The 25,559-nt window shown below is 67.6% G+C and carries 24 protein-coding genes and 1 pseudogene; 16 read left to right on the plus strand and 9 right to left on the minus strand.

The features are described 5' to 3' along the window. Window positions 1–19: 19 nt before the first annotated feature. Both UCD39_RS01405 and UCD39_RS01410 read right to left on the minus strand, forming a co-directional pair. The gene (locus UCD39_RS01405) at window positions 20–3,238 is read right to left on the minus strand and encodes an efflux RND transporter permease subunit (RefSeq protein WP_330494356.1); all 3,219 of its coding nucleotides are present in this window, start codon (window positions 3,236–3,238) and stop codon (window positions 20–22) included. 11 nt (window positions 3,239–3,249) lie between these two features. After that, the gene (locus UCD39_RS01410; RefSeq protein WP_330494357.1) at window positions 3,250–4,401 is read right to left on the minus strand and encodes an efflux RND transporter periplasmic adaptor subunit; all 1,152 of its coding nucleotides are present in this window, start codon (window positions 4,399–4,401) and stop codon (window positions 3,250–3,252) included. 404 nt (window positions 4,402–4,805) lie between these two features. On the opposite strand from UCD39_RS01410, the gene UCD39_RS01415 reads away from it, so the two are divergent. Next, on the plus strand, window positions 4,806–5,333 hold the full coding sequence (locus tag UCD39_RS01415) for an RNA polymerase sigma factor (RefSeq protein WP_330494358.1): 528 nt from the start codon (window positions 4,806–4,808) through the stop codon (window positions 5,331–5,333). After that, on the plus strand, window positions 5,330–5,908 hold the full coding sequence (locus tag UCD39_RS01420; protein WP_330494359.1) for a hypothetical protein: 579 nt from the start codon (window positions 5,330–5,332) through the stop codon (window positions 5,906–5,908). The genes UCD39_RS01415 and UCD39_RS01420 overlap by 4 nt, the downstream gene beginning before the upstream one ends. 65 nt (window positions 5,909–5,973) lie before the next feature. On the opposite strand, the gene UCD39_RS01425 is transcribed toward UCD39_RS01420, so the two are convergent. Continuing rightward, window positions 5,974–6,564: an alpha-ketoglutarate-dependent dioxygenase AlkB gene (locus UCD39_RS01425; protein ID WP_330494360.1), complete on the minus strand. Its 591-nt coding sequence runs from the start codon at window positions 6,562–6,564 to the stop codon at window positions 5,974–5,976. Between the two features lie 163 nt (window positions 6,565–6,727). Here UCD39_RS01425 and UCD39_RS01430 point away from each other — a divergent pair, with 163 nt between their 5' ends. The 6 genes from UCD39_RS01430 to UCD39_RS01455 all read left to right on the plus strand — a co-directional run bounded on the left by UCD39_RS01430 (window position 6,728) and on the right by UCD39_RS01455 (window position 12,898). Continuing rightward, the gene (locus UCD39_RS01430; RefSeq protein ID WP_330494361.1) at window positions 6,728–7,450 is read left to right on the plus strand and encodes a cytochrome ubiquinol oxidase subunit II family protein; all 723 of its coding nucleotides are present in this window, start codon (window positions 6,728–6,730) and stop codon (window positions 7,448–7,450) included. Beyond that, the gene (locus UCD39_RS01435; RefSeq protein ID WP_330494362.1) at window positions 7,386–7,595 is read left to right on the plus strand and encodes a COX aromatic rich motif-containing protein; all 210 of its coding nucleotides are present in this window, start codon (window positions 7,386–7,388) and stop codon (window positions 7,593–7,595) included. The genes UCD39_RS01430 and UCD39_RS01435 overlap by 65 nt, the downstream gene beginning before the upstream one ends. 13 nt (window positions 7,596–7,608) lie before the next feature. Next, a complete protein-coding gene (gene cyoB / locus UCD39_RS01440; RefSeq protein WP_330494363.1) occupies window positions 7,609–9,618 on the plus strand; it encodes a cytochrome o ubiquinol oxidase subunit I in 2,010 nt (669 codons plus the stop codon). Next, window positions 9,615–10,253 (plus strand): cytochrome o ubiquinol oxidase subunit III, encoded by a 639-nt coding sequence (cyoC, locus tag UCD39_RS01445; RefSeq protein ID WP_330494364.1) that lies wholly within the window; start codon window positions 9,615–9,617, stop codon window positions 10,251–10,253. Before cyoB ends, cyoC begins: the two co-directional genes overlap by 4 nt. 1 nt (window position 10,254) lies before the next feature. Then, window positions 10,255–10,668, plus strand: a complete 414-nt coding sequence (gene cyoD / locus UCD39_RS01450; protein WP_330494365.1) for a cytochrome o ubiquinol oxidase subunit IV — start codon at window positions 10,255–10,257, stop codon at window positions 10,666–10,668. A gap of 157 nt (window positions 10,669–10,825) precedes the next feature. After that, complete coding sequence (locus UCD39_RS01455) at window positions 10,826–12,898, plus strand: hybrid sensor histidine kinase/response regulator (RefSeq protein WP_330494366.1); 2,073 nt, start codon at window positions 10,826–10,828, stop codon at window positions 12,896–12,898. Window positions 12,899–13,032: 134 nt separating this feature from the next. Here the strand turns inward: UCD39_RS01455 and mce are convergent, their stop codons facing one another. Then, a complete protein-coding gene (gene mce, locus UCD39_RS01460) occupies window positions 13,033–13,449 on the minus strand; it encodes a methylmalonyl-CoA epimerase (RefSeq protein ID WP_330494367.1) in 417 nt (138 codons plus the stop codon). 160 nt (window positions 13,450–13,609) lie between these two features. On the opposite strand from mce, the gene UCD39_RS01465 reads away from it, so the two are divergent. From UCD39_RS01465 to UCD39_RS01490, 6 genes are all read left to right on the plus strand, one after another. Next, a complete protein-coding gene (locus UCD39_RS01465) occupies window positions 13,610–14,623 on the plus strand; it encodes an NADPH:quinone oxidoreductase family protein (RefSeq protein WP_330494368.1) in 1,014 nt (337 codons plus the stop codon). A 51-nt stretch (window positions 14,624–14,674) separates the two neighbouring features. Next, window positions 14,675–15,280, plus strand: coding sequence for a TetR/AcrR family transcriptional regulator (locus UCD39_RS01470; protein ID WP_330494369.1), 606 nt, complete (start codon window positions 14,675–14,677; stop codon window positions 15,278–15,280). Window positions 15,281–15,377: 97 nt separating this feature from the next. Then, window positions 15,378–16,058 (plus strand): type 1 glutamine amidotransferase domain-containing protein, encoded by a 681-nt coding sequence (locus UCD39_RS01475; RefSeq protein ID WP_330494370.1) that lies wholly within the window; start codon window positions 15,378–15,380, stop codon window positions 16,056–16,058. Between the two features lie 48 nt (window positions 16,059–16,106). Then, the gene (locus UCD39_RS01480; RefSeq protein WP_330494371.1) at window positions 16,107–17,207 is read left to right on the plus strand and encodes an NADH:flavin oxidoreductase/NADH oxidase; all 1,101 of its coding nucleotides are present in this window, start codon (window positions 16,107–16,109) and stop codon (window positions 17,205–17,207) included. Between the two features lie 152 nt (window positions 17,208–17,359). After that, on the plus strand, window positions 17,360–17,662 hold the full coding sequence (locus UCD39_RS01485; RefSeq protein WP_330494372.1) for a putative quinol monooxygenase: 303 nt from the start codon (window positions 17,360–17,362) through the stop codon (window positions 17,660–17,662). A gap of 116 nt (window positions 17,663–17,778) precedes the next feature. Then, a complete protein-coding gene (locus UCD39_RS01490; protein WP_330494373.1) occupies window positions 17,779–18,156 on the plus strand; it encodes an ACT domain-containing protein in 378 nt (125 codons plus the stop codon). Window positions 18,157–18,239: 83 nt separating this feature from the next. Here UCD39_RS01490 and UCD39_RS01495 read toward each other — a convergent pair whose 3' ends face one another. The 3 genes from UCD39_RS01495 to UCD39_RS01505 are packed head-to-tail and all read right to left on the minus strand — an operon-like array spanning window position 18,240 to window position 21,069. Further along, the gene (locus UCD39_RS01495; RefSeq protein ID WP_330494374.1) at window positions 18,240–19,175 is read right to left on the minus strand and encodes an electron transfer flavoprotein subunit alpha/FixB family protein; all 936 of its coding nucleotides are present in this window, start codon (window positions 19,173–19,175) and stop codon (window positions 18,240–18,242) included. A gap of 2 nt (window positions 19,176–19,177) precedes the next feature. Next, complete coding sequence (locus UCD39_RS01500) at window positions 19,178–19,927, minus strand: electron transfer flavoprotein subunit beta/FixA family protein (protein ID WP_330494375.1); 750 nt, start codon at window positions 19,925–19,927, stop codon at window positions 19,178–19,180. 14 nt (window positions 19,928–19,941) lie between these two features. Beyond that, window positions 19,942–21,069, minus strand: coding sequence for an acyl-CoA dehydrogenase (locus UCD39_RS01505; RefSeq protein WP_330494376.1), 1,128 nt, complete (start codon window positions 21,067–21,069; stop codon window positions 19,942–19,944). Window positions 21,070–21,248: 179 nt separating this feature from the next. Here UCD39_RS01505 and UCD39_RS28395 point away from each other — a divergent pair. Next, window positions 21,249–21,809 (plus strand): annotated as a pseudogene (locus tag UCD39_RS28395) (AraC family transcriptional regulator); the annotation flags it as partial. Further along, on the plus strand, window positions 21,788–22,216 hold the full coding sequence (locus tag UCD39_RS28400) for a helix-turn-helix domain-containing protein (RefSeq protein WP_442943586.1): 429 nt from the start codon (window positions 21,788–21,790) through the stop codon (window positions 22,214–22,216). The pseudogene UCD39_RS28395 and the gene UCD39_RS28400, both read left to right, overlap by 22 nt. Here UCD39_RS28400 and cheB read toward each other — a convergent pair. Both cheB and UCD39_RS01520 read right to left on the minus strand, forming a co-directional pair. Next, entirely contained in the window at window positions 22,213–23,271 is a 1,059-nt protein-coding gene (cheB, locus tag UCD39_RS01515; protein WP_330494378.1) for a chemotaxis-specific protein-glutamate methyltransferase CheB, read from the minus strand. The two genes, UCD39_RS28400 and cheB, sit on opposite strands and share 4 nt — an antisense overlap. 12 nt (window positions 23,272–23,283) lie before the next feature. Then, a complete protein-coding gene (locus tag UCD39_RS01520) occupies window positions 23,284–25,551 on the minus strand; it encodes a hybrid sensor histidine kinase/response regulator (protein ID WP_330494379.1) in 2,268 nt (755 codons plus the stop codon). Window positions 25,552–25,559 lie beyond the last annotated feature (8 nt).

Consider the following 25,559-nt stretch of genomic DNA (forward strand, 5'->3'; position numbering starts at 1 on the left):
GGACCGATCCCCCTCCCCGTCAGGCCGTGTGCGGGCCGTGTGAACCGGCCGGCGGCGTGTCCCGCCGTTTGCCGAAGCGTCGCTGGCCCCACTGCGCCAGCCAGCGGCAGACGACGTAGAATACCGGCGTGAACAACAGGCCGAAGAAGGTGACGCCCAGCATGCCGAAGAACACGGCCGTTCCTAGGGCCTGCCGCATCTCCGACCCGGCACCGGACGCGATCACCAGGGGCACCACGCCCAGGATGAAGGCGAAGGAGGTCATGAGGATGGGCCGCAGGCGGGTGCGGGCGGCGCGGATGGCGGCCTGGAAGCGGTCCAGCCCCTGTTCCTCATCCTGCTTGGCGAACTCCACGATCAGGATGGCGTTCTTGGCCGCCAGCCCCACCAGCACCACCAAGCCGATCTGGGTCAGGATGTTGTTGTCCATGCCGCGCAGGTTCACACCGGAAAGGGCGGTGAGCAGGCACATGGGCACGATGAGGATGACCGACAGCGGCAGCATCCAGCTTTCGTATTGCGCCGCCAGCAGCAGATAAACGAACACCACGGCCAAACCGAAGGCGATGGGCGCCGTGTCGCCGGCGATGATCTGCTGATAGGTCAGCTCGGTCCATTCGTAGGAGAAGCCGTCGGGCAGATGCTCGCGCGCCAGCTCGCCAATGGCGGCGATGGCCTGGCCGGTGGAATAGCCGGGTGCCGGCGATCCCTGCAGCTCCGCCGCCGGATAAAGGTTGTAGCGCGGCACGCGATAGGGCCCGGTCACGTCCCGGAAGGTGGCGACGGAGCCCAAGGGCACCAGCCCGCCATTGTCGGACCGGGTGCGCAGGTAGGCGATGTCGCGCACGCTGGTACGGCCGGCGCCATCGGCCTGCGCCGTCACCCGGTAGGTGCGGCCCAGCAGGTTGAAGTCGTTGACGAAGGCGGAGCCGAGATAGACGTTCAACGTATCGAAGATGCGCGACGGCGGCACGCCCAGCATGTCGGCCTTGACCCGGTCGATGTCGGCGTAAACCTGGGGCGTGCGGGTGTTGTACAGGCTGAAGACGTTGGCCAGGCCCGGCGTCTTGTTGGCGGCCAGCATCATCTCCTGCGTGGCGTCGGCCAGCGCCTGCAAGCCACGGCCGCGCCTGTCCTCGATATACAGCTTGAACCCGCCGGAGGAGCCGATGCCCGGCACGGTGGGCGGCGGGATCAGCAGTGTCAGGGCGCCGTCGATCTGCTGCAAGGTCTTCTGCAGATCGCTGAAGATCCCCTGGGTGGTCAGCCCCTCCTTGACGCGCTCGGCGAAGGGCTTGGTGACGACGAACACGGCGCCGGCGTTGGGGGCGTTGGTGTAGGTGGCACCATCGAAGCCGGCGAAACCAACCGTATGCGCCACGCCCGGACGGGCCGCCAGCAGGGTCTGGGCACGGCGCAGGACGGCGTCCGTGCGGCTGAGGGAGGATCCCGGCGGCAATTGGATGACGGTGATGAAATAACCCTGGTCCTGTGACGGGATGAAACCGGTGGGGGTGCGGGAAATGAGGCCGCCGCCCAGCACGATCAGGCCGGCATAGACCACCAGCACCACCGTGGCCAGCCGCACCAGATGGCCCGTCAAGCGGCCGTACCGGTCCGACAGCCAGTCGAAGCCCCGGTTGAAGCCAGCAAAAAAGCGGGCGATCGGATGAAAGCCGCGCTTGGCCGCAGCACCCTGCGCCTTGTCGTGCTGGGCGTCGTGCTGGGTGTCGTGCGGCTTCAGCAGCAGGGCCGCCAGGGCCGGGCTCAGCGTCTGCGACACCAGCATGGAAATGAGCGTGGCAGCGGCGATGGTGACGCCGAACTGGCGATAGAACTGGCCGGAGATGCCGGTGAGGAAGGCCGTGGGCAGGAACACCGCCGTCAGCACCAGGGCGATGGCGATCAGCGCCTCGCCCACCTCATCCATGGTCTTGTGGGCGGCCTCCCGGGGCGACAGGCCCTGGGCCAGGTTGCGCTCGACATTCTCCACCACCACGATGGCGTCGTCGACGACGATGCCGATGGCCAGGACCAGGCCGAACAGCGACAGGTTGTTGAGGGAAAAGCCCACGGCCGCCATGACGGCGAAGGTGCCGATCAGCGAAATGGGGATGGCGACGATGGGGATCAGCGCCGCCCGCCAGGACTGCAGGAAGACGATGACGACGATGACCACCAGCACCATCGCCTCGAAGATGGTGTGGTAAACCTCGTTCACCGATTCCGCGATGTATTGGGTGGGGTTGTAGACGACCTTGTAGGCCAGGCCCTTGGGCATGTCGTGGCTCATCGTCTCCATGGACGACAGCACGGCCGCGGCGGTCTTCAGGGCGTTGGAACCCGGGCGCTGGTAAATCAGGATGGCGGCGGCGCGCTTGCCGTCGACATAGGAATAGGTGTTGTAGTCCTGGGCGCCCAGCTCCACCCAACCGACGTCGCGTACGCGGGTGACGCGGCCTTGGGCGTCGGACTTGATGACGATGTCGGCGAACTGGCCGGGGTCGGTCAGCCGGCCCAGGGTCTGCACCTGCACCTCGAAGGCGGCGGGCTTGGGCACCGGCGGATGGTTCAGCTGGCCCGAGGCCACCTGCACGTTGTTGCCCTGCAACGCCTGCACCACCTCGGCCGTGGTCAGGCCGCGCGCCTGCACCTTCTCCGGATCCAGCCAGATGCGCATGGAATAATCGCCGGCGCCACGGATGCGGGCATCACCCACGCCATCCAGGCGGGCCAGCGGGTCGCGCACCTGCAAGGTGGCGTAGTTGGAGATATAGAGCTGATCCAGGCTGTCATCCGGGGAATACAGGTGGATGACCATCATCAGGTTGGGGGAGTTCTTGCGCGTGGTGACGCCCAGGCGGTTCACTTCGTCCGGCAGGTGCGGCTGCGCCACCGACACCCGGTTCTGCACCAGCACCTGCGCCTTGTCGATGTCGGTGCCCAGCTTGAAGGTGATGGTCAGTGACAGGCCGCCGTCACCCGTGTTCTGGGAGACCATGTACAGCATGTCGTCGACGCCGTTGATCTCCTGTTCCAACGGGGCGGCCACGGTGTTGGCCACCGTCTCGGCCGAGGCGCCGGGATATGTGGCCGTCACCACCACGGTGGGGGGCGCCACCTCGGGATATTGGGCCACCGGCAGGGCGAAATAGGCCAGGCCGCCGACCAGCGTGATGAGGATGGAGATCACGCAGGCGAAAATGGGCCGGTCGATGAAGAAATGGGAGAACTTCATGATGCCGGCCCTTACTGCTCGGCCGCGGGGGTGATGGTCCCGGGCTGGGGCGTGACCTTGGCGCCGGGCCGTGCCCGCGTCAGGCCGCTGATGATGATGCGGTCGGTCGGCGCCAGCCCGGATTTGACGACGCGCAGGCCATAGGCCAGGTTGCCCAGCACCACGGGCTTGGGCGTCACCGTTCCATCCTCGCCCACCGTCATGACGATCTTGTGCGACTGGTCGGAGGCGATGGCCTCATCCGGAACCAACAGGGCGTCGTACTCGCCGGAACCCAGCAGGCGCAGCCGGCCGAAGGTGCCCGGCTGCAGGAAATCGTCCTTGTTGGGGATGACGGCGCGCCCACGGATGGTGCCGGAACTGGGGTCCAGCCGATTGTCGACGAAATCCATCTCGCCCTTGCGGGTCCAGGTGGTCTCATCCATCAACCGGACGAAGACGGGGTTGGCCTTGTCGCGCGAGGATGCGCGCACACCTTCCAGGGCCAGGCGATTGTAACGCAGGTAATCCGCCTCGCTGCCGTCAAAGACGAAATAGATCGGGTCCCGCGTCACGATGGTGGCCAGCAGGGTGGATTGCGCCGACCCGCCGCTGACCAGGTTGCCGATGTCGATCTTGCGGTCGCCGATGCGGCCCGAGATGGGGGACCGGATCTGGGTGAACTCCAGATCCAGCGCCGCCGACCGCGCCGCCGCCGCCGCCGATGCCACCGCCGCCTGGCTTTCCTGTTCGGCCTGGGCGCGGGTGTCGTACTCTTCCTGGCTGATGGCACGGGCGGCCAACAGCTGGGCCGCCCGTTTCAGCTCTGAAACCGCCAGGGCCTGACGGGTCTTTTCCCGCTGCAGATCGGCGTTGGCCTTGTCCAGCGTGGCCTGGAAGGGGCGCGGGTCGATGACGAACAGCAGGTCGCCCTTTTGCACCAGTTGGCCGTCGCGGAACTTGATCTGTTCCAGATAGCCGGAAACGCGGGCGCGCAGTTCCACCGTCTGCACCGCCTCGAAGCGGCCGGTAAACTCATCCCAGTCCACGATCTTGCGGGGCAGCGGCTGGGCCACCGTCACCGCGGGCGGAGCGGCGGCGGCCGCCGGCGGGTGCTTGTCGCCACACCCGGACAGGGCCAGCGCCAGGATCAGGGGATAGAGGCGGCGAAGCGGCGGCGACATGGTGATGGACGGCATCCTTCCCCCAACACGAGCTCAGGCTCGGCAGCCCGCATGCGGTGGGCTCCGGAGCCAAGACGAAACACCGCGCCTGACGCGGTTTCGCCATCACACTATGGGGCCGGCGCAGCAGTGGATTGCCCTGCCGTGCGGTGTTTTGTCGTTTTTCGCCGCCATGGCCGCCGGGACGGTTCGGGGCGCGGCCCCGCGACAATTTTGCCCACCCCCGGTCCGGAACATCTGGCGTACCGGCCCACTGACCACCCCGGCCGAGTCCGCCTGGCGCAATTGCTGCCCCGACATCATGACGCCAACCACCGCCGCTCAGAAAAATCCGGCCCTGCTTGTAAGATTTCCGGGCGCTGGAAGACTAATCATTGCAGTCGCGTTTATCGAAAGATGAGCGAATGAAGCTCGAAGGTCTCAATCAAGATGAGCGCTACACGGCGCTATCCAGCGCTTTCAGCGCGGCCATCGAGCGGATAGCCGGCGCCTATGAGCTGCAGCCGGATTTGAGGCCCGACCTCATCCAGGACATGCACGTCGCGCTTTGGCAAAGCCTGGCCCGTTACGATGGTCGTTGCTCACCAAGCACATGGGTCTTTCGCGTCGCACACAATGTCGCTTCGTCATACGCGATCAAGCGCCGGCGCCAGAGACGCGCCGGCACCTTAACCCTTGAAGAGGCTGGCGAAATCACAGCCCCTGACGATGTGGAGGCAAGCGTCCATGAACGTCGTTCGCTGGATCGGCTCATGGCCTTGATCCGGCGGTTGGCGGAACCAGACCGGCAGATCGCGCTCCTCTACCTGGAAGATCTCGACGCAGCGGCGATAAGCCAGGTTGTGGGGATGTCGCCGGGCGCGGTGGCGACGAAAATACATCGCCTCAAGACAGTTCTTGCAAAGATGTTCCAGCAGGGAGTCACGCCATGACGGCCGGCCCACCCGATGATTTTCTCAAGAAAATCTGGAAAGACCAACCACAGGAGATGAAGCCAATGTCCGTTACTGACATTCGATCCCTGGCCAGCACGTATCGTCGCAAGCTCCGCACCAGAATAATCGTAGGGGCGGGCCTTGGCATGGCGTTGGCCGGTTTGTTTGGATGGCAAGCATGGAACGAGACTGATCCGATAATCCGGATTGGCGAAGTGTTCAGCGTCCTCGGGGCTATCATGATTGTATGGTTTGCATCTGACACTTGGCCTGGCGATCTTCCCTCCCCGTCCGCGACATGCCAGGCGGTTACCGATTATTACCGGCATATGATTGCTCGGCGACGTATAGCCATGCCTTCCGCCGTCGCGGTCGCGCTGCCCTCCCTGATGGGCGTGGCCACCATCGCCTGGGGGTACTGGGTAAAAAGTGGCGACCACCACCTGGGGCTCTATCTGCCCCTCATCGGACTTATCATGCTCTGGTCGGCCGCATATGTGGCTTTGCACCGTCGCCGGTCGCGCGCGCTCAAGCGGAAACTGGATGAGCTGGGTGGGCCGCCGGGCCCCTGACTAGGGGCGTGGCGCCAGATGCCCCGCCGGTTGGGTACTCAGCTCCAAAGGCGCTGTCTTTCCCGTCAAACCTGATACGCCAGGGTGCGGAACGTCACCGAATAGCGCAGCGCTTCCCCCTCGTTGATGCTGTGTTCCCATAGGGCACGCGCCTCCCCCGTCAGCAGATAGACCGACCGGGGTGCCAGGGGTACCGCGGCGTGGCGCCAAGCCGGAGCGTCCTCCGGGCCTTCCCGCCGACGGAAGCGCAGCGTGGCGGGGGATAGCAAGGATACCCCCGCCACCACGCCGAACTGCGGCTTGTCCCGATGCCAGCCGATGCCGGCGCCAGGGGCGTATTCATTGATCAGCACCTGGCGGCAGTCTTCTGGCGGCAGGCCGGCGAAGGCCGCCACCCGCGCCCGCAGATCCAAAAGGAAGGCCGGTATGTCCGGGGCCGGCGCCACCGCCCGCCGGGCATAGTCGTAGCGATAGCCGAAGGAAACGACCCGGCGGTTGGCCTGATGGCCATGGAAATCGAAGGGCGCGAACGGCAAATCCGCGATGCTGGCGACCAGCCCTTCCTCCTCCCCCGCGTCGATGAGATCGGGTGCGTAACGAAATCCGGGCGGCGCGGCCGGCGGCATGTCGGGAAAAAGGCTGGCCTGACGGGGCATGACCCTTCCTTCGGAGATGGATGTCTGGCGTGAGGGCGTTCACCGCGATATGGGGACCCCCGCGACATTTTTCCCCATCCCCCGTCTGGAACATCTGGCGGACCGGCGCATTGACCGGCCGTACCCCCGTTCCCCTCCCTCCCCACCACACCCAAGGAAAGCCATGGCCCGCCCCGTCGCCGCCACCGCCCTGGCCTTGGTGCTGCCCGGCCTTGCCGGTTGTTCCGGCGGCGTCCTGGACCCGCAAGGCCCAGTTGCCGCGCAGGAATTGACCATCCTGCTGGATTCCCTGGGCATCATGCTGGCCATCGTCCTGCCCACCATCCTGGCGACGCTGGGGGTGGCATGGTGGTTCCGCGCCGGCAATGCCCGCGCCCGCTACCGCCCCGACTGGGAATATTCCGGCCGCATCGAAATGGTGGTGTGGTCCATTCCGGCCATGACCGTGCTGCTGCTGGGCGGTATCGGCTGGGTCAGCTCCCGCGACCTGGACCCGCCCAGGCCCCTGGCCGCCGCCGGCCGCGCCGTGCCGGTCCAGGTGGTGTCGCTGAATTGGAAATGGCTGTTCATCTACCCGGAACAGGGCATCGCCAGCGTCAACCACCTGGTCGTGCCGGCCGGCACGCCGATCAGCTTCCAACTGACCTCAGACGGCGTCATGAACAGCTTCTTCGTGCCGCAACTGGGCAGCCAGAATCTACGCCATGCCCGGCATGATCACGCGACTGAACCTGCAGGCGGACAAGCCCGGCCGCTATCCCGGAATCTCCGCCCAGTTCAGTGGCGCCGGCTTCCCCGACATGCTGTTCACGGTGGAGGCCGTGCCGCGCGACGCCTTCGACCAGTGGATCGCCACCGCCCGGGACCAAGGCGACGCGCTGGATGAGGCCGCCTTCCACCGCTTGGCCGAGCCCAGCCGGGCGGACCGCCCCCGCACCTTCCGCGACGTCACACCGGACCTGTTCACCGCCATCGCCAACCCGGGCGCCCATCCGGCCCTGACGGCCCCGCCGGTGAAGCAGGGCCCTTGAAGAAGGACGCAGCATGTTTGGCAAGCTGAGCTGGAGCGCCATCCCCATCAACGAGCCTATCGACATGATCGCCTCGGGCCTCATGATCCTGGCGGTGGTGGGTGTGTTGGCCTGGGTGACGGTGAAGGGCCACTGGCCCTATCTGTGGAAGGAATGGCTGACGTCCGTCGACCATAAGCGCATCGGCGTCATGTACGTCGTCCTGGCCCTGGTCATGCTGCTGCGCGGCTTCACCGACGCCGTCATGATGCGCATCCAGCAATCCATCTCCGTGGGTCCGGACTCCGGCTACCTGCCGCCGGAGCATTACAACCAGATCTTCTCCGCCCACGGCACCATCATGATCTTCTTCATGGCCATGCCCTTCATCATCGGTCTGATGAATTTCGCCGTGCCCCTGCAACTGGGCATCCGCGACGTGGCCTTTCCCACGCTCAATTCCGTCAGCCTGTGGCTCACCGCCTCGGGCATCTTGCTGACCAACCTGTCGCTGGTGATCGGGGAGTTCGCGCGCACCGGCTGGCTGGCCTATCCGCCGCTGAGCGAACTGAAATATTCACCCGGCGTGGGCGTCGATTATTACCTGTGGGCCCTGCAAATCTCGGGCGTGGGCACCCTGCTGTCGGGCATCAACCTGGCCACCACCATCCTGAAGATGCGGGCGCCGGGCATGGGCTACATGCGCATGCCGGTGTTCTGCTGGACCTCGCTGGCGTCCAACCTGCTGATCATCGCCGCCTTCCCGGTGCTGACCGCCACCTTCGCCATGCTGCTGCTGGACCGCTATCTCGGCATGCACTTCTTCACGGCGGACGGCGATGGCAACCCGATGATGTACATCAACCTCATCTGGGTGTGGGGGCATCCAGAGGTCTACATCCTCATCCTGCCCTGCTTCGGCGTGTTTTCCGAAGTCGTCTCGACCTTCTCCGGCAAGCCCTTGTTCGGCTACCGCTCCATGGTCGCGGCCACCATGGCCATCTGCATCCTGTCCTTCATCGTCTGGCTGCACCACTTCTTCACCATGGGGGCGGGCGCCAACGTCAACGGCTTCTTCGGCGTCATGACCATGATCATCGCCGTGCCCACCGGCGTGAAGGTCTACAATTGGCTCTTCACCATGTACGGCGGGCGGGTGCGGTTCCAGGTGCCCATCCTGTGGTCCGTGGGCTTTATGGTGACCTTCGTCATCGGTGGCATGACCGGGGTGCTGCTGGCGGTGCCGCCGGCCGATTTCGTCCTGCACAACAGCCTGTTCCTGATCGCCCACTTCCACAACGTCATCATCGGCGGCGTCGTGTTCGGTGTGCTGGCCGGCTACACTTACTGGTTCCCCAAGGCCTTCGGCTTCACCCTGGACGAAGGCTGGGGCAAGGTTTCCTTCTGGTGCTGGTTCGTCGGCTTCTACCTGGCCTTCATGCCGCTTTACTATCTGGGCATGCTGGGCATGACCCGACGGCTGCAGCACTATGACGATCCATCCTGGCAGCCCTGGCTGATCGTGGCGGCCGTGGGCGTCGCCTTCATCCTGGCCGGCATCGTGGCCCTGATCATCCAACTGATCGTGTCCATCCGCACCCGCGACCGCCGCCGCGACGTGACGGGCGATCCATGGAATGGCCGCACCCTGGAATGGTCCACACCCTCCCCTCCGCCGGCCTGGAACTTCGCCATCCTGCCCCATGTGGAGCGGGAGGACGCCTATTGGCAGGTGAAGCGGCGCACGCGGGAGGAGCGGGTGGCCGCCGCCAGGGCGCTGGTGTATGAGGCCATCCACATGCCGGTGAACAGCCCCACCGGTTTCGTCACCGCCTTCTTCGCCGTCGTCACCGGCTTTTCCCTGATCTGGCACATCTGGTGGCTGGTGGCGCTGGGCCTGGCCGGAGCCCTGGCCACCACCCTGGTCTTCGCCTGGCGCGATGACAGCGAGTACGAGATCCCCGCCGAAGCGGTGGCGCAGGCCGACCGCGCCCACCAAGACGCCCACCACCAGGATGCCCAATGGACGGGGGTCACGCCATGACCGCCGCCAGCCTACACGACGACGCGCCCAGGGCCGCCCACGGCATGCGGACCGGCACCAGCACGGCGGGGCCGGCGCCCAAGCGCATCATCATCGCCTACGGCTTCTGGCTGTTCCTGCTAAGCGACATCGTGATGTTCTCCGCCCTGTTCGCCACCTACGCGGTGGTGGGCAAGGCGACGGCCGGTGGACCGACGGGGGCCGAGTTGTTCGACCCCACCAACGTCGCCGTCGAAACGGCCCTGCTGCTTTTCTCCAGCTTCAGTTGCGGGATGATGTCGCTGGCCATGGAGGCGCGCCACCGCACCGCCTTCCATAGCGCCGCCGCCGTTACCTTCCTGCTGGGCCTGGGCTTCCTGGTCCTGGAGATGCGTGAGTTCGCCGGCATGATCGCCCAGGGCGCCACGCCCCAGCGCAGCGCCTTCCTGTCCGGCTTCTTCACCCTGGTGGGATGCCACGGCGCCCATGTCGCCGTGGGGCTGCTGTGGCTGGTGGTCATGGTGGCGCAGGTGGCGGACAAGGGGTGGCGCACCACCGTCCTGCACCGACTGATGTGCTTCAGCCTGTTCTGGCATGCCCTGGACATCATCTGGGTGGCCTTGTTCACGATCGTCTACCTGATGGGAGGACGCTGAGATGGCCGAAACCGATCATCATGCCCCCGATGGCATCCCTCATGACGCGGTTCCCCTGGACACAGCGCCGGGCGACAGCCGGGAGGAGCTTCTGGCCAGCCTCAAGGTCTATATCGTCGGCCTGGCGCTGGCGATCCTGCTGACCGCGACGTCCTTCTGGGCGGCCAGCACCCATGTGCTGTGGCCGCAAGGGGTGCCCATCGGCCTGGCCGTCCTGGCCGTGGCCCAGATGGGTGTCCATCTGGTCTTTTTCCTGCACATCACCACCGGGCCGGACAACACCAACAACGTGCTGGCCCTGGCCTTCGGCGTGCTGATCGTTTTCCTGGTGGTGGCGGGATCGCTGTGGATCATGGCCAACCTCAGCGCCAACATGATGCCGCTGGAGATGATGGACCTTCACCACCAGCATTGACCCCGATACCCCGCGCCTCTGCCTTTTGGAGGGGGATGTCGCGCCGCGACATAGTCTTTGGTTGGCGATGTGCCCGCCTTCCTCGCGTGACATAACAAGCGTCGTAGGATTTTCGGCGTGAAGGCGGCTAATGCGGTTGGATGGGGCGCGGCGGCATATGGCGCAAGAGGCAATACCGGCTTTCCTGTCCGGCGGCGGCGAATTGGCGTCGCTGATCGCGGCCTATGACTGGTCGCGGACGCCTTTGGGGCCCCTGGACCAATGGCCGCAAAGCCTGCGCACCAGCGTGGGCCTGATCCTGCAGTCGCCCGTTCCCATCGTCACGCTGTGGGGACCGGATGGCATCATGATCTACAACGATGCCTATTCCGTCTTCGCCGGCGGCCGCCACCCCCAACTCCTGGGCTCCAAGGTCCGGGAAGGCTGGCATGAGGTGGCGGACTTCAACGACAATGTGATGAAGGTGGGGCTGGCCGGCGGCACGCTGGCCTATCAGGACCAGGAACTGACGCTGCATCGCTCCGGCCGACCGGAGCAGGTGTGGATGAACCTGGACTATTCCCCCATCCTGGATGAGGCGGGCAGGCCCGCCGGTGTCATCGCCATCGTGGTGGAGACGACGGCCAAGGTGCGAGCGGAGCGCACCCTGCGCGTCACCGCCGACAAGCTGGCCCGCCTGAACGCCGACCTGGAAGAAAGGGTGGCGGAGCGCACGGCGGAACGCGACCGCGTCTGGCGCTTTTCCCGCGACCTGCTGCTGGTGATCGGGCGCGACGGGATATTCCGCGACGCCAGCCCCGCCTGGAAGGCCATCCTGGGCCATGAACCCGAGGAACTGATCGGCCGCAGCTTCGTGGAGATGGTCTGGCCCGACGACGCCCGCGCCACGGTGCAGGCCCATGAGGCCTTGCTGAGCGAGGGCCAGCTTATCTGCTTCGAAAACCGCCTGCGGCACCAGGATGGCGGCTTCCGTTGGATTTCCTGGAACTCCTTCGCCGAAGGGGACGTGGTCTATGGCTATGGCCGCGACATCACGGAGGAGAAGCGCCAGGCCGAGGCCCTGCGCCTGGCGGAGGCGCAGTTGCGCCAGGCGCAAAAGATGGAGGCGGTGGGCCAGTTGACCGGCGGCCTAGCCCATGACTTCAACAATCTGCTGACCGCCATCAGCGGCAGCCTGGAACTGCTGGACCAGCGCGTCCGCCAGGGCCGCCTGAACGCGCTGGACCGGTACATGACGGCGGCGCGGGGTGCGGTGGACCGCGCCGCCGCCCTGACCCACCGGCTGCTGGCCTTTTCGCGGCAGCAGACCCTGGACCCTCGCCCGACGGATGTCAGCCGCCTGGTCTTGGAGATGGAGGATCTGGTGCGGCGCACGGTGGGCCCCGCCATCGCGCTGATCGTCGATACGCCGCCGGACCTGTGGACCACCCTAATCGACGCCAACCAGTTGGAAAGCGCTCTGCTGAACCTGTGCATCAACGCCCGCGACGCCATGCCCCGCGGCGGCCACATCACCATCGAGGCCAGCAACCGCGAGATCGACAATGAAACCGCCAGCGCCCATGACATGACACCCGGCCAGTTCGTGCTGCTGAGCGTTACCGACACCGGCGTCGGCATGCCGCCGGAGGTCATCGCCCGCGCCTTCGACCCCTTCTTCACCACCAAGCCCATCGGCCAGGGCACCGGCCTTGGCCTGTCCATGATCTATGGCTTCGTGCGGCAATCCGGCGGCCAAATCCGCATCCTGTCCGAGGTGGGGCTGGGCACCAACGTGTCGCTGTACCTGCCCCGCCACCACGGTCAGGAGCAGGCGGCGGAGATGCTGGCCATCACCCAGGCCGCCCCCCGGGCCAAGCGGGGGGAAACCGTGCTGGTGGTTGATGATGAGCCCACCGTGCGCCTGCTGGTGACCGAGGTGCTGGATGAGTTGGGCTACACGACGCTGGAGGCGATGGACGGCCCGGAGGCGCTACGCATCCTGCAATCCGACACCCCCATCAACCTGCTGGTGACCGATATCGGCCTGCCCCAGGGCATGAACGGCCGGCAGTTGGCCGACGCGGGCCGGGACCTGCGCCCCGGCCTGAAGGTGCTGTTCATCACCGGCTATGCCGAAAACGCCGTCATCGGCAATGAACGGCTGGCGCCTGGCCTGCATGTGCAGACCAAGCCCTTTTCCATGGAGGCGCTGGCCAGCCGCATCAAGGGTATCCTGAGCGGAGTGTAGTTTTGTTCGTTTTCCCTCAGGCGCCGGGCGCCCGCATCCGCGGGCTTGGCTATCCTCGATTTCCAGTCCGCTGACGCTCCCCAGAAATCTCCGGCGGCCCCGGTCGGGGCCTAGGGTTTACGTAGGGCGCCGGATCAATGCGGAGCCTTGGGCGTTTCCATCAGTTCCACCAGCACGCCGCCCATGCTCTTGGGGTGCACGAAGATCACGGGCGTGCCGTGGGCGCCGATGCGGGGCTGGCCCAGCACCGTGGCGCCCTTGGCCGCCATGTCGGCGGCGGCGGCGTGGATGTCCGGCACCTCGAAACAGACATGGTGCTGGCCGCCCTGGGGGAACTTCTTCAGGAAGGCGTGAACGGGCGAGGCCTCACCCAGGGGCTCGATCAGTTCGATCTGGCTGTTGGGCGTGTCGATGAAGCAGACGCGCACGCCCTGGGCCGGCAAATCGAAGGGTTCCCGAATCACCGTGGCGCCCAAAAGGTCCCGGTAGACGGCGATGGCGTCCTCGATCGACGGTGTGGCGATACCGACATGGTTCAGGCGGCCGATCATGCGTGACACTCCCTTTCTCGAAAACCCGGCCCGGCAGCGCACTGCGCGCGGGCCGGCAACGCCGCGATCCTGGAAAGGGTGCGGGGACCGGTCAATATGAATGATGGACCGGCCCCGCCGCCTCCCCCACTCTGGGCCCCAACGAACTGGGAGGACAGCGATGCGGGCATGGCGCAGCCATCGGACGGGGGGACCGGACACCCTGGTGCTGGACACGGATCTGCCGCCACCGGTGGCGGGGCCCGGCCAAGTGGTGGTCGCCGTCAGCGCCACGGCGCTGAACTACCCCGACCTGCTGGTCATCCAGGATTTGTACCAGGCCCGCCCGCCCCGGCCCTTCGCCCCCGGGCTGGAGGTGGCCGGCCGGGTGATCGCCCTGGGCGAGGGCGTCCAGGGCTTGGCCATCGGCGACCGCGTCATCGGTGTGGTGCCGCATGGCGGGCTGTCGGAACAGCTGGCCCTGCCGGCATCGGATTGCCTGACCCTGCCGGACGGTGTGGATGACGCCGCCGGGGCCGCCCTGCGCCTGACCTACGGCACCAGCCACTACGCCCTGCGTGACCGCGCCAAGCTGGCGGCGGGGGAAACGCTGGTGGTGCTGGGGGCGGCCGGCGGCGTGGGCCTGGCGGCGGTGCAACTGGGCAAGGCCATGGGCGCCCGCGTCGTGGCCGCCGCGTCCTCCCCAGAGAAGGCCGCCATCGCCCAGGATAACGGCGCCGACGCCGTGGTGGTCTATCCCGCCACCCTGGACGACCCCGCCGCCGCCAAGGCCCTGACCGCCGACATCCGCGCCGCCTGCCAAGCCGTCTCCGGCAAGGGCGAGGCCGACGTGATCTACGACCCCATGGGCGGCGCCTATGCCGAACCCGCCTTCCGCACCCTGGGCTGGCGCGGCCGCTACCTGGTGGTGGGCTTCACCGCCGGCATCCCCAAGCTGCCCCTGAACCTCACCCTGCTGAAGGACGGCGCCGTGCTGGGCGTGTTCTATGGCGAGTTCACCCGCCGCGACCCCGCCCTGAACCAGACCTACCTGCGGGAGATCATGGGCTGGCTGGCCGAGGGCACAATCCGCCCCCACATCGGCCTGCGCCTACCCTTCGACCGCGCCCCCGAAGGCCTGACCGCCCTGGGCGCCCGTCAGGCGGTGGGCAAGATCGTGGTGGAAGTCGACTAAGGGTGACGACCGTCACTAGACGACTGGTCTAATCGTGCTTATATCGCACCCATGATCGCCAAGCCCCACAGCATCGACGTGCGCCAGCACATCCTCGACACCGCCCAGCGCATTATCGGCGGCAAGGGGTTCGCCGCGGTTGGGCTGAACGAGATCTTAGGCGCCGCCAATGTACCCAAGGGGTCGTTCTATCACTATTTCGACTCCAAGGACGCCTTCGGCACCGCCCTGCTGGAAAGCTATTTCGCGACCTATCTGGCGGATCTGGACCGGCAATTGTCGGCGCCCGGCAAGCCGGTGGTCGATCGCATGCTGGCCTACTGGCAGAACTGGATCGACACCCAGGGCGACTGCGATGCCGAAGGCAAGTGCCTGGCGGTAAAGCTGGGGGCGGAGGTCGCCGACCTGTCGGAGGCCATGCGCGCCGTGCTGGACCGGGGCACCAAGGCCATCATCAAGCGCCTGGGCCAGGCGCTGGAGGACGGCGTCGCCGACGGGTCGCTCACCATCGCCGGGGCCCCCTGTCCCTTGGCGGAAACCCTGTATCAGACCTGGCTGGGTGCCAGCCTGATGGCCAAGATTTCCCGTAGCGCCAGCCCGTTGGAGGCCGCGATGCGCGCCACCCGGATGATGCTGCACCTCGACACCCCTCACTGACGCGGTCCCGCCGGCGGCCTCCTTCGCCGGTGTTTCCGCGCCCAAATAACTAGACGACTGGTCTATTCCACTCTTCGAACCGAAAGGACATAGGATCATGAACATCCTGATGGTGCTGACCTCTCACGACCAACTGGGCGACACCGGCGCCAAGACGGGCTTCTGGCTGGAGGAGCTGGCCGCCCCCTATTACGTCTTCAAGGACGCCGGGGCGACCGTCACCCTGGCCTCGCCCAAGGGCGGACAGCCGCCGCTGGACCCCAAGAGCAGCGATCCAGGCTTCCAGACGGACGCCACCCACCGGTTCGAGGCGGACGCCGCGGCGAAGCAGGCCCTGGCCACCACCCGAATCCTGGCCGAGGTCGGACATGAGGGCTTCGACGCCGTGTTCTATCCCGGCGGCCACGGCCCGCTGTGGGACCTGGCGAACGACGCCAACTCCATCCGCCTGATCGAAACCACCGTCGCGGCGGGCAAGCCGGTCGCCCTGGTCTGCCACGCCCCAGGCGTGCTGCGCGACGTGAAGGCGGCGGACGGCACCCCCCTGGTGCAGGGCCGCGCGGTCACGGGCTTCACCAACAGCGAGGAAGAGGCCGTCGGCCTGACCACGGTCGTCCCCTTCCTGGTTGAGGACATGCTGACGGCCAAGGGCGGCGTCTACAGCAAGATCGGCGACTGGCAGCCCTACGCCGTTCAGGACGGCCTGCTGATCACCGGACAGAACCCGGCCTCGTCCGAAAAGACCGCCGAGTTGTTGCTGGCGGCGCTTCGAGGCTGACCACCCCTGTCCCATCCCTTACCGTTCCCGTTCATCCGGAGCTTCCCCATGCCCACCTTGTTCGATCCCCTGAAGATCAAGGACATCACCCTGCGCAACCGCATCGCCGTGCCGCCGATGTGTCAGTACAGCGCCACCAATGGTCTGCCCAACGACTGGCACCTCAGCCACTACGCCACCCTGGCCCGGGGCGGTGCCGGCCTGGTGGTGGTGGAGGCCACCGCCGTGGCGCCGGAGGGGCGCATCACCCCGGCCTGCACCGGCCTGTGGAACGACGCGCAGGCCCAGGCCTTCGTGCCGGTCGTCCGCGCCATCAAGGCGGCCGGGGCCGTGCCGGGCATCCAGATCGGCCATGCCGGCCGCAAGGCCAGCGCCAACCGCCCCTGGGAGGGCGATGACCATATCGCCGAGGGCGATCCGCGCGGCTGGGACACCATCGCGCCGTCGGCCATCGCCTTCGGCGCCAACCTGCCCAAGACCCCCAAGGCCATGACCCTGGACGACATCGCCCGGGTGCGGGAAGAGTTCGTGGCCGCCGCCAAGCGCGCCCGCGATGCCGGCTTCGAATGGCTGGAGCTGCACTTCGCCCACGGCTATCTGGCCCAGAGCTTCTTCAACCGCGACGCCAACCAGCGCACAGACCAGTACGGCGGCAGCGCCGAGAACCGGGGCCGCTTCCTGGTGGAAACGCTGGCCGCCGTGCGCCAGGTCTGGCCGGAGCACCTGCCCCTGACCGCGCGCTTCGGCGTCATCGAGTATGACGGCCGGGATGAGGAGACGATGGCGGAGTCCATCGCCCTGACCCGCCGCTTCCGCCAGGAAGGGCTGGACCTGCTGAGCGTCAGCGTCGGCTTCTCCACGCCCAAGGGCAATGTGCCGTGGGGCCCCGCCTTCTTGGCGCCCATCGCCGCCCGCGTGCGTCAGGAGGCCGGCATCCCCGTTTCCTCCGCCTGGGGTTTCGCCAACCCCGAGGTCGCCGACCGCGCGGTGCGGGAGCAGCAGCTGGACCAGGTGCTGGTCGGCCGCAACCACCTGGCCAACCCGCACTGGCCTTACGCCGCCGCCTTGAAGCTGGGGATCGAGCGCCCTTCCTGGGTGCTGCCCGCCCCCTACGCCCATTGGCTGCAGCGCTACGCCGTCGAAGCCTGACCAACAACGGCGGCATGGGAGGACCCATGCCGCCGTAGGACGCGACCGCGTCCGCCGGAGATTTCCGGGGAGCCAAAGGCGGACTGGAAATCGAGGATAAGCCTAGCCGGCGGATGCCGGCACCCGGCGCCTGAGGGCGCAAATGGAGTTAGATGATGAGCATTTCCCTGATCGCCACCGTCACGCCCAAGCCCGAGGCCGTGGACAAGGTGGAAGCGCTGATGCGCACGCTGACCGGTCATTCGCGCGCGGAGCCGGGCAACCGCCGCTATGACCTGTTCCGGGGCACGGACACGCCGGTCCGCTTCCATGTGTTCGAGATTTATGCCGATGAGGCCGCCATCGAGGCCCACCGCGCCAGCCCGCACTACACCGCTTTCCGCGCGGCGGTGGGCGACCTGCTGGCCGAGGCGCCGGTGGTGGTGGCCGCCACCCCAGTGGACACGGTGGAATAGGACGCGAGGCGGTGGCCGGGTGTGGCCGCCGCCATCCCCACCTGTAAGATGGGGGACTTTCCGGTAAGGTGGCGCCGTCATTGGCGCCACCGCTTCGTCATTCGGAAAGCACCCCCATGGGCATCACCTTGCAGCACCTGGATGGCCGCTACGCCATCGTCCAATTTCCGCCCGATACCCCTATCCCCGCCTGGTGGGAGGGCGAGGGCTTCACCGCCCTGGCCCGGGATGATGAGGAACTGTCGCTGATCTGCCGGGAAGAGCGGGTGCCACAGGACGTGAAGGCTGATCGTGATTGGGTGTGCCTGAAGTTCATCGGCCCCTTCGCCTTCGATCAGGCGGGCATCCTGCTGTCCGTCATCCGGCCCCTGTCGGAGGATGGCATCGGCATCTTCGTCACCTCCACCTTCAACACCGACCATTTGATGGTGAAGGCGGAGAACCGGGACCGCGCGCTGTCGTTGCTGCGGGCGGCGGGGCATGAGGTGACTTAAGGGGCGTGGAATAAAAAATTGGCCGGACGCCCTCACGAGCACCCGGCCAAGTCACGGTGTTATTCCTTGAAACTGAAGCGGCCTCAGACCTGGCCGGTCAATTCCGGCACGGCTTTGAACAGGTCGGCGACCAGGCCGTAGTCGGCGACCTGGAAGATGGGCGCCTCCTCGTCCTTGTTGATGGCGACGATGACCTTGCTGTCCTTCATGCCGGCCAGGTGCTGGATGGCGCCCGAGATGCCGACGGCGATGTACAGCTCCGGCGCCACGATCTTGCCCGTCTGCCCGACCTGGTAGTCGTTGGGCACGAAGCCGGCGTCCACCGCCGCACGAGAGGCGCCCACCGCCGCCCCCAGCTTGTCGGCCAGGGCCTCCAGCAGCGGGAAGTTGTCGCCCGATTGCATGCCCCGGCCGCCCGAGACGATGACGCGGGCGCTGGTCAGCTCCGGCCGCTCCGACTTCGACACCTCCTGGCTCACGAACGTGGACAGGCCGGCATCCGCCGCACCCGACACGGCCTCGACCGACGCGCTGCCGCCCGTGGCCGCCACCGCCTCGAACGCCGTGCCGCGCACCGTCGCCACCTTCACCGGGTCGGACGACTGCACGGTGGCGATGGCGTTGCCGGCGTAGATCGGCCGGGTGAAGGTGTCCGCACCCTCCACACCCGTGATGTCGCTGATCTGCGCCACGTCCAGCAGGGCCGCGACGCGCGGCGCCACGTTCTTGCCGAAGGTGGTGCTGGGCGTCAGCACATGGCTGTAGCCGCCGGCCTTCACCAGGTTCACCACCAGCGGCGCCACGTTCTCCGCCAGGCCATGCGCCAGCTCGGCGGCGTCCGCCGTCAGCACCTTGGCCACACCGGCGACCTGGGCTGTCGCCTCGGCGACAGCAGCAATGCCCTGGCCGATGACCAGGACGTGGACGTCGCCGCCCAGCTTGGCGGCCGCCCCCAGGGTGGTCAGCGTCGGGGCCTTCACGCCCTCCACCGAGGGCTCAGCAATCACAAGAGTTGTCATGGTCAGATCACCCGCGCTTCGGTCTTCAGCTTGGCCACCAGCTCCTCGACGGAGTCCACCTTCACCCCGCCGGCGCGCTTCGCCGGCTCCGCCACCTTCAGCGTCTTCAGGCGCGGCGTCAGGTCCACACCCAGGCTGGCCGGGTCCACCGTTTCCAGCGGCTTCTTCTTCGCCTTCATGATGTTGGGCAGCGAGGCGTAGCGCGGTTCATTCAGGCGCAGGTCGGTGGTCACCACCGCCGGCAGCTTCAGCTCCACCGTCTCCAGACCGCCGTCGATCTCGCGCGTCACGGCGACCGTGCCCTCGGCCGGCACCACCTTGCTGGCGAAGGTGCCCTGGGCCCAGCCCAGCAGCGCCGCCAGCATCTGGCCGGTCTGGTTGGCGTCATCGTCGATGGCTTGCTTGCCCAGGATCACCAGGCCGGGCTGTTCCTTCTCGGCCAGCGCCTTCAGCGCCTTGGCCACGCCCAGCGGCTGCGTCTCCACATCCGTCTGCACCAGGATGGCGCGATCCGCACCCATGGCCAGCGCCGTGCGCAGCGTCTCTTGCGCTTGGCTCGGCCCCACGCTCACCACCACGATCTCGGTGGCCTTGCCCGCCTCTTTCAGGCGCACAGCCTCCTCAACCGCGATCTCGTCGAACGGGTTCATCGACATCTTGACGTTGGCCGTCTCCACACCCGTGCCGTCCGCCTTCACGCGAACCTTCACGTTGTAGTCAACGACCCGCTTGACCGCGACCAGTACTTTCATCGCTTACCGATCCTTTAGAGGTTGCGGGAAATCACCAGCTTCTGGATATCGCTGGTGCCCTCGTAAATCTGGCAGACGCGCACATCGCGATAGATGCGCTCCACCGGGAAATCCTCGACATAGCCATAGCCGCCCAGGGTCTGAATGGCGTCGGAGCACACGCGCTCCGCCATTTCCGACGCGAACAGCTTGGCCATCGACGCCTCCTTCAGGCAGGGCTGGCCCGCCTGGCGAAGGCTGGCAGCATGCAGCACCAACTGGCGCGCCGCCTCGATGCGGGTGGCCATGTCCGCCAGGCGGAAGGCCACGGCCTGATGCTCGATGATGGCCACGCCCATGCTGGTGCGGCCGCGCGCGTAATCCCGCGCCGCCTCGAACGCGGCCTGGGCCATGCCCACCGCCTGCGCCGCGATGCCGATGCGCCCACCTTCCAGGTTGGCCAGGGCGATGCGATAGCCTTGGCCGGGTTCGCCCAGCAGGGCGTCAGCCGGCACGCGGACGTCATCGAACACAATCTGCGCCGTGTCGCTGCAACGCTGGCCCAGCTTGTGTTCCAGCCGTGCCACCGTATAGCCGGGCGTGTCGGTCGGCACCAGGAAGGCGGAGATGCCCTTCTTGCCGGCGGCCGGGTCGGTGACGGCGAAGACCAGGGCCACGCCGGCGTTCTGGCCATTGGTGATGAACTGCTTGGCGCCGTTGATGACCCAATGGTCGCCATCGCGCACGGCGCGGGTCTTGAGCGCGGATGCGTCGGAGCCCGCCTGCGGTTCCGTCAGGCAGAAGGCACCCAGCATCTGGCCGGTGGCCATGGCGCGCAGATAGCGGTCCTTCTGCGCCGGGGTGCCGAACTTCAGGATGGGGGCGCAGCCGACGGAGTTGTGCACGCTCATGATGGTGGAGATGGCGCCGTCGCCGGCCGCGATCTCCTCGATCGCCAGGACATAGGACAGGATATCCGTGCCGGCCCCGCCCCATTCCTCGGGCACCAGCATGCCCATCAGGCCCAATTCGCCCATAGCCCTGATCTCTTCGGCCGGGAAGGCGCTAGTGCGGTCACGCTCCGCCGCCCCGGGGGCCAGCCGCTCCCGGGCGAAGGCGCGCGCCATGTCGCGCACCATGGCCTGTTCCTCGGTGATCAGCATCGGGACGCTTCCTCCACATTCTTGGGGCCGGCTTGCCAGCCGCGACCACACTAGACATGATCGAACCAATCGGGAATGACCAACCGGATCAAATCCGGTGATCGTTTTTGTCAATCCGTCTTGGGTGTCGTCGCGTGGACAAGTTCCTTCAGGACAAGAACAGTGTCGCCCCCTATTTCGTGGAGGCCGCGCTGGCCTGCGCCACCGCGTGCGGCCTGGACGCCGCCCCGCTGCGGCGCAAGGCGGGCCTGGGCGCCTTTCCTGACGGCGCCCGCGTGCCGGTGGCCACCTACGGCACCCTGCTGCGCCTGCTGGCCCAGGTCTTGGATGACGAGTTCTTCGGCCTGGACAGCCGCCGCATGAAGATCGGCACCTTTTCCGTCATCTGCCTGCTGGCCTTGGGCGGGCGGGACCTGGGCCGGGCGCTGGAACTCGCCTGCCGGGGATACAACAGCGTGTTCGACGGCATCCGGGTGGGCCTGCGCCGCCAAGGCCGCCTGGCCTGCCTGGAGATCCGCCCCACCGTCCCCGACGCGCCCTTGGCCTTGTTCGCGCAAGAGACGCTGATGACCTATCTGCACGGCCTGGCTTGCTGGCTGGTGCGGCGGCGCATTCCCATCGGCGCCGCCGATTTCATCCCCCCGGCGCCACCGCATGCCGAGGAATACCGGGTGGTGTACAGTTCCACCCTGCGCTTCGGCCAGGAGGCCGCCCGTCTGTGGTTCGATGCCACCCTGCTGGCCCTGCCGGTGGCGCAGGACGCGCGGACCGCTGTCACCTTCCTGAACCGCGCGCCGGAAAATTTCCTGGTGCGCTATCGCAACCCCGACAGCTACGCCCGCCGCGTCGCTCAGTTGCTGGACCGCCAGCCCCCCGCGGCTTGGCCGGATTTCGACAGTGTGGCGCGCACCCTGCGCTGCTCCCCGCCACGCTGCGCCGGGGGCTGCGGCAAGAGGGGCGCCCCTTCCAGGCCATCAAGGACGAATTGCGCCGCCGCGCCGCCGAAGCGGCGCTGGCAGCGGGGACGGAGGCCATCCCCGACCTGGCGGCCCGCCTGGGCTACGCCGAGACCAGCGCCTTCCACCGCGCGTTCCGCAAATGGACGGGGCTGGCGCCCGGCTCCTTCCGGGCGCAGCGGCAGGCCTAGCTCTCCTCCACTTTGCGGGCCAGCGTGACAAGACGCGTGGCGATGTCGGACGGTTTCAGCACGGCGGTGGCGCCGCCCAGGGCGATGGCGGCACCGGGCATGCCGTGGACGATGCTGCTTTCCTTGTCCTGCGCGAAGGTGACCGCGCCGGCGTCGCGCATCTCACGCAATTCCACCGCCCCGTCCACGCCCATGCCGGACAGCAGCACCCCCACGGCGCGGCCCCCATGGACCCGGGCCACGGAACGGAAGAAATGCGACACCGCCGGCCGGGCGCTGTTCTCCGGCGGGCCGTGATCCAGGGTGATGGCCCCATCCGCGCCCAAGCCCATGTGGGCGTTGTCGGGCGCCAGATAGAAGTGGCCGGGGCGGGGCACCTCCCCCGCCTTGGCGACCTGCACCGGCAAGGCGGAGCCGCCGGCCAGCCACTCGGCGAAGCCGCCGACGAAACCGGGAGAGATGTGCTGGACCGCCATCAGGGGGATGGGGAAGTCGGCGGGCAGGCCCGCCAGAATGGCCTGCAGGGCCACCGGCCCGCCGGTGGAGGCCCCAATGGCGATGACCGCGGGCCGCACGCCGCCAGGCAGGCTGGCCTCCGGCATGGGGCGGGCCACGGGCGGACGGGGCAGCTTGGCCGGGTTGGCCCAACGCCGCACCACCTTGACCTCGGCCATCAGGCGCACGGTCTGCGCCAGTTCCGCCGCTTCAATGGCCTGGCGGGGATGACCCACCCCCACCGGCCGGTGGACGAAGGCCACGGCGCCGGCATCCAGGGCGCGGAAGGTGGCCGCCACCTGGTCGCTCATGGTGCTGCTGACCACCACGATAGGGCAGGGCGTTTCCTCCATGATGCGCCGGGTCGCGGCGAGGCCACCCAAGCGCGGCATGTGGATGTCCATGGTCACGACGTCGGGGCGATGGCGGGCCACGGCCTCCACCGCCTGAAGGCCGTCGATGGCGGTGGCCACCACCTCGATATCGGGTTCAGCCGACAGGATGGAAACCAGATATTCGCGCAGCGTGGGGGAGTCTTCAGCGACGACGACCCGAATCATGAGAGACTTCCCTTAAACCAAATGACTGACGATTTGCAGCAGGTTGCCCTGGTCGAAACTGTCCTTGACCAGATAGGCGTTGGCGCCGGCATCGATCCCCCGTTCCTTGTCCTCGCGTGAGCCCAGCGAGGTGATCAACACCACCGGCAAGTCCGCCAGCTTGGCGGTGCCGCGCACCTTGGCGGTCAGCTCGAACCCGCCCATGCGCGGCATTTCCACATCCGACACCAGCAGGTCGAACTCCTCCCCACCGGTCAGGACCGCCCAGGCGTCGATCCCGTCCACGGCGGTGCGCACCTGATACCCCGCCGCCTCCAACAGGTTCTTGAATAGCGTGCGTGCAGTGATGCTGTCTTCTGCAATCAATATGGACTTTTTGCGCGACACGGTCACCGTCGACCGTGGGGTGGCCGGCGCCTGGGCCGCCCCCGCCAGCAGGTCGGCAACATTCAGGATCAGCGCCACCTCTCCCGTCGCTAGGACGCTGGCGCCGGTGACATAGGGGGCGCGAGCCAACTGCGGCCCCAGGCCCTTCATAAGCACCTCCTGCTCATCGCGCACGCGGTCGACGATGAAGGCGGTGGCCTGCCCGCCCCGGCTGAGCACCGCCACCGTGTGGTGGCTGGGCGGCGCCTGGGAGGGACGCGCGGGCGACAAGCCCAGCACATCGGCCAACCGCACCAGGCCCAGCGTGCGCCCGTTCAACACCACCGTCTCGCGGTTCTCCACGGTGGCGATGGCGCCCTGGGCGATGCGGGCCACCCGTTCCACTCCCCCGGTGGGCAGGATGAAACAGGCGCCCTCCACCTCCACCAGCACTCCGCGGAAGCTGGCCAGGGTGACGGGCAAACGGATGCGGAAGACGGTACCCAGGCCTGGCGTCGATTCCACCGCCAGGCTGCCGCCCAGCCGCTCCACCTTTTCCTGCACGATAGCCAGGCCCAGCCCCCGGCCGGCCACGTCGGTCAGCAGGCCGCTGGTGGACAGGCCGGAATGGAAGGCCAGCGCGCGGGCCGCGTCGTCGTCCAGCGCGGCCGCGGCCTCCGCCGTCATCAGCCCGTGCTCCGCCGCGGCCAGGCGCAGGCCCGCCACGTCGAAACCGCCGCCATCGTCGGCGATGGCGATCTCCGCCCTTCCCCCTTCCGTCTGGGCCACGGTGATGGCAAGGGCGCCCCGGGCCGATTTGCCCCGACGCGCGCGCAACTCCGGCGCCTCGATGCCATGGGCGACAGCGTTGCGCACGATGTGCAGCAGCGCGTCCTTCATCTCCTCCTGGATGCGACGGTCGATTTCCAGGTCCCCGCCCCGGATGACCAAATCCACGTCCTTGCCCTCGGCGCGGGCCAGGTCGCGCACCAGCGGCGCCATGGGATCCAGCAGCACCGACACCGGCACCATCAGCACCTGCTTCGCCTCGTCCAGCAGGCTGTCCAGCATCTTGCCCAGGATGCGCACGTCCTGGCGACCGGCGTTCGCCAGCTGGGCGATGCGACCGGACAGCCAGCGCAGCGTGTCACCCTGTTGCTTCAGCAGGCGGACGGTGGGGCTGTCCTCCCCCTCCTCCACCACGCGGCGGCGGGCCCGCTCGTGGGAGCGCACGCGCTCCGCCACCTCCGACGCCAGCCCCCCCAGTTCCGCGACCTGGCGACCGGCGGCCAGCCGGGCGGACACCAGCTCCTCCGCATGGCGCAGCAGGGCATCCACCTTGGCCGTGGCGATGCGCAGGGTGGGACGGCTGCCGACGCGCGGCGTGTCCAGGGCCGGCGTGTCGGGGGCCGGCGCGTCGGGGGCCGGCGTTTCCGTTCTCCGCTCCGAAGCCGGTGAGGCGGGCGGGGCGTCCGGCGGTGTCAGGACCGACACCGGCACCGCCGCAGCCGGTTCCTGCCCCTCGGCATAAGCGTCCAGGGCCGCCACCAGAACGTCCTGGTCCGGCCCGGCGGCCAAGCTGCCGTCCAGCAGGCCCCGTACACGGGCATAACCCTGATGCAGCAGGTCCAGGCCGGCGGGCGTCAGCGCCAGTCGCCCGCCCTTCAAGGCCGCGAAGACGCTTTCCATGGCGTGGCACACGGCCACCACCGCGCCCAGATTCACGGCGCGGGCGGCACCCTTGAGGGTGTGCACCTCCCGGAAGGTGGTCTCCACCAGCTCCTGCGCGCGGTCGCGCGGCGGCGCCTGCTCCAGGGCCAGCAGTCCGGCGGCGATGGCGGAAAGGTGCTCCTCCGCCTCCACCTCGAACATGGCCAGCAGCCTTTTCAGGAGCTGATCGTCCGACTGGCTCATGCGCCGGT

Origin of the sequence: Nitrospirillum karajorum, from assembly GCF_036348415.1 — a bacterium.
Classification (GTDB): domain Bacteria; phylum Pseudomonadota; class Alphaproteobacteria; order Azospirillales; family Azospirillaceae; genus Nitrospirillum; species Nitrospirillum amazonense_B.

Coding starts and splice junctions, on each gene's coding strand:
- UCD39_RS01500 (WP_330494375.1), bottom strand. CDS start 19,927: ATGAAAGTACTGGTCGCGGTCAAGCGGGTCGTTGACTACAACGTGAAG.
- UCD39_RS01470 (WP_330494369.1), top strand. CDS start 14,675: ATGATCGCCAAGCCCCACAGCATCGACGTGCGCCAGCACATCCTCGAC.
- UCD39_RS01520 (WP_330494379.1), bottom strand. CDS start 25,551: ATGAGCCAGTCGGACGATCAGCTCCTGAAAAGGCTGCTGGCCATGTTC.
- cyoD (WP_330494365.1), top strand. CDS start 10,255: ATGGCCGAAACCGATCATCATGCCCCCGATGGCATCCCTCATGACGCG.
- UCD39_RS01410 (WP_330494357.1), bottom strand. CDS start 4,401: ATGTCGCCGCCGCTTCGCCGCCTCTATCCCCTGATCCTGGCGCTGGCC.
- UCD39_RS01455 (WP_330494366.1), top strand. CDS start 10,826: ATGGCGCAAGAGGCAATACCGGCTTTCCTGTCCGGCGGCGGCGAATTG.
- UCD39_RS01485 (WP_330494372.1), top strand. CDS start 17,360: ATGATGAGCATTTCCCTGATCGCCACCGTCACGCCCAAGCCCGAGGCC.
- UCD39_RS01420 (WP_330494359.1), top strand. CDS start 5,330: ATGACGGCCGGCCCACCCGATGATTTTCTCAAGAAAATCTGGAAAGAC.
- UCD39_RS01465 (WP_330494368.1), top strand. CDS start 13,610: ATGCGGGCATGGCGCAGCCATCGGACGGGGGGACCGGACACCCTGGTG.
- UCD39_RS01425 (WP_330494360.1), bottom strand. CDS start 6,564: ATGCCCCGTCAGGCCAGCCTTTTTCCCGACATGCCGCCGGCCGCGCCG.
- UCD39_RS01505 (WP_330494376.1), bottom strand. CDS start 21,069: ATGCTGATCACCGAGGAACAGGCCATGGTGCGCGACATGGCGCGCGCC.
- UCD39_RS01480 (WP_330494371.1), top strand. CDS start 16,107: ATGCCCACCTTGTTCGATCCCCTGAAGATCAAGGACATCACCCTGCGC.
- cheB (WP_330494378.1), bottom strand. CDS start 23,271: ATGATTCGGGTCGTCGTCGCTGAAGACTCCCCCACGCTGCGCGAATAT.
- cyoB (WP_330494363.1), top strand. CDS start 7,609: ATGTTTGGCAAGCTGAGCTGGAGCGCCATCCCCATCAACGAGCCTATC.
- UCD39_RS01430 (WP_330494361.1), top strand. CDS start 6,728: ATGGCCCGCCCCGTCGCCGCCACCGCCCTGGCCTTGGTGCTGCCCGGC.
- UCD39_RS01415 (WP_330494358.1), top strand. CDS start 4,806: ATGAAGCTCGAAGGTCTCAATCAAGATGAGCGCTACACGGCGCTATCC.
- cyoC (WP_330494364.1), top strand. CDS start 9,615: ATGACCGCCGCCAGCCTACACGACGACGCGCCCAGGGCCGCCCACGGC.
- UCD39_RS01475 (WP_330494370.1), top strand. CDS start 15,378: ATGAACATCCTGATGGTGCTGACCTCTCACGACCAACTGGGCGACACC.
- mce (WP_330494367.1), bottom strand. CDS start 13,449: ATGATCGGCCGCCTGAACCATGTCGGTATCGCCACACCGTCGATCGAG.
- UCD39_RS01495 (WP_330494374.1), bottom strand. CDS start 19,175: ATGACAACTCTTGTGATTGCTGAGCCCTCGGTGGAGGGCGTGAAGGCC.
- UCD39_RS01490 (WP_330494373.1), top strand. CDS start 17,779: ATGGGCATCACCTTGCAGCACCTGGATGGCCGCTACGCCATCGTCCAA.
- UCD39_RS01405 (WP_330494356.1), bottom strand. CDS start 3,238: ATGAAGTTCTCCCATTTCTTCATCGACCGGCCCATTTTCGCCTGCGTG.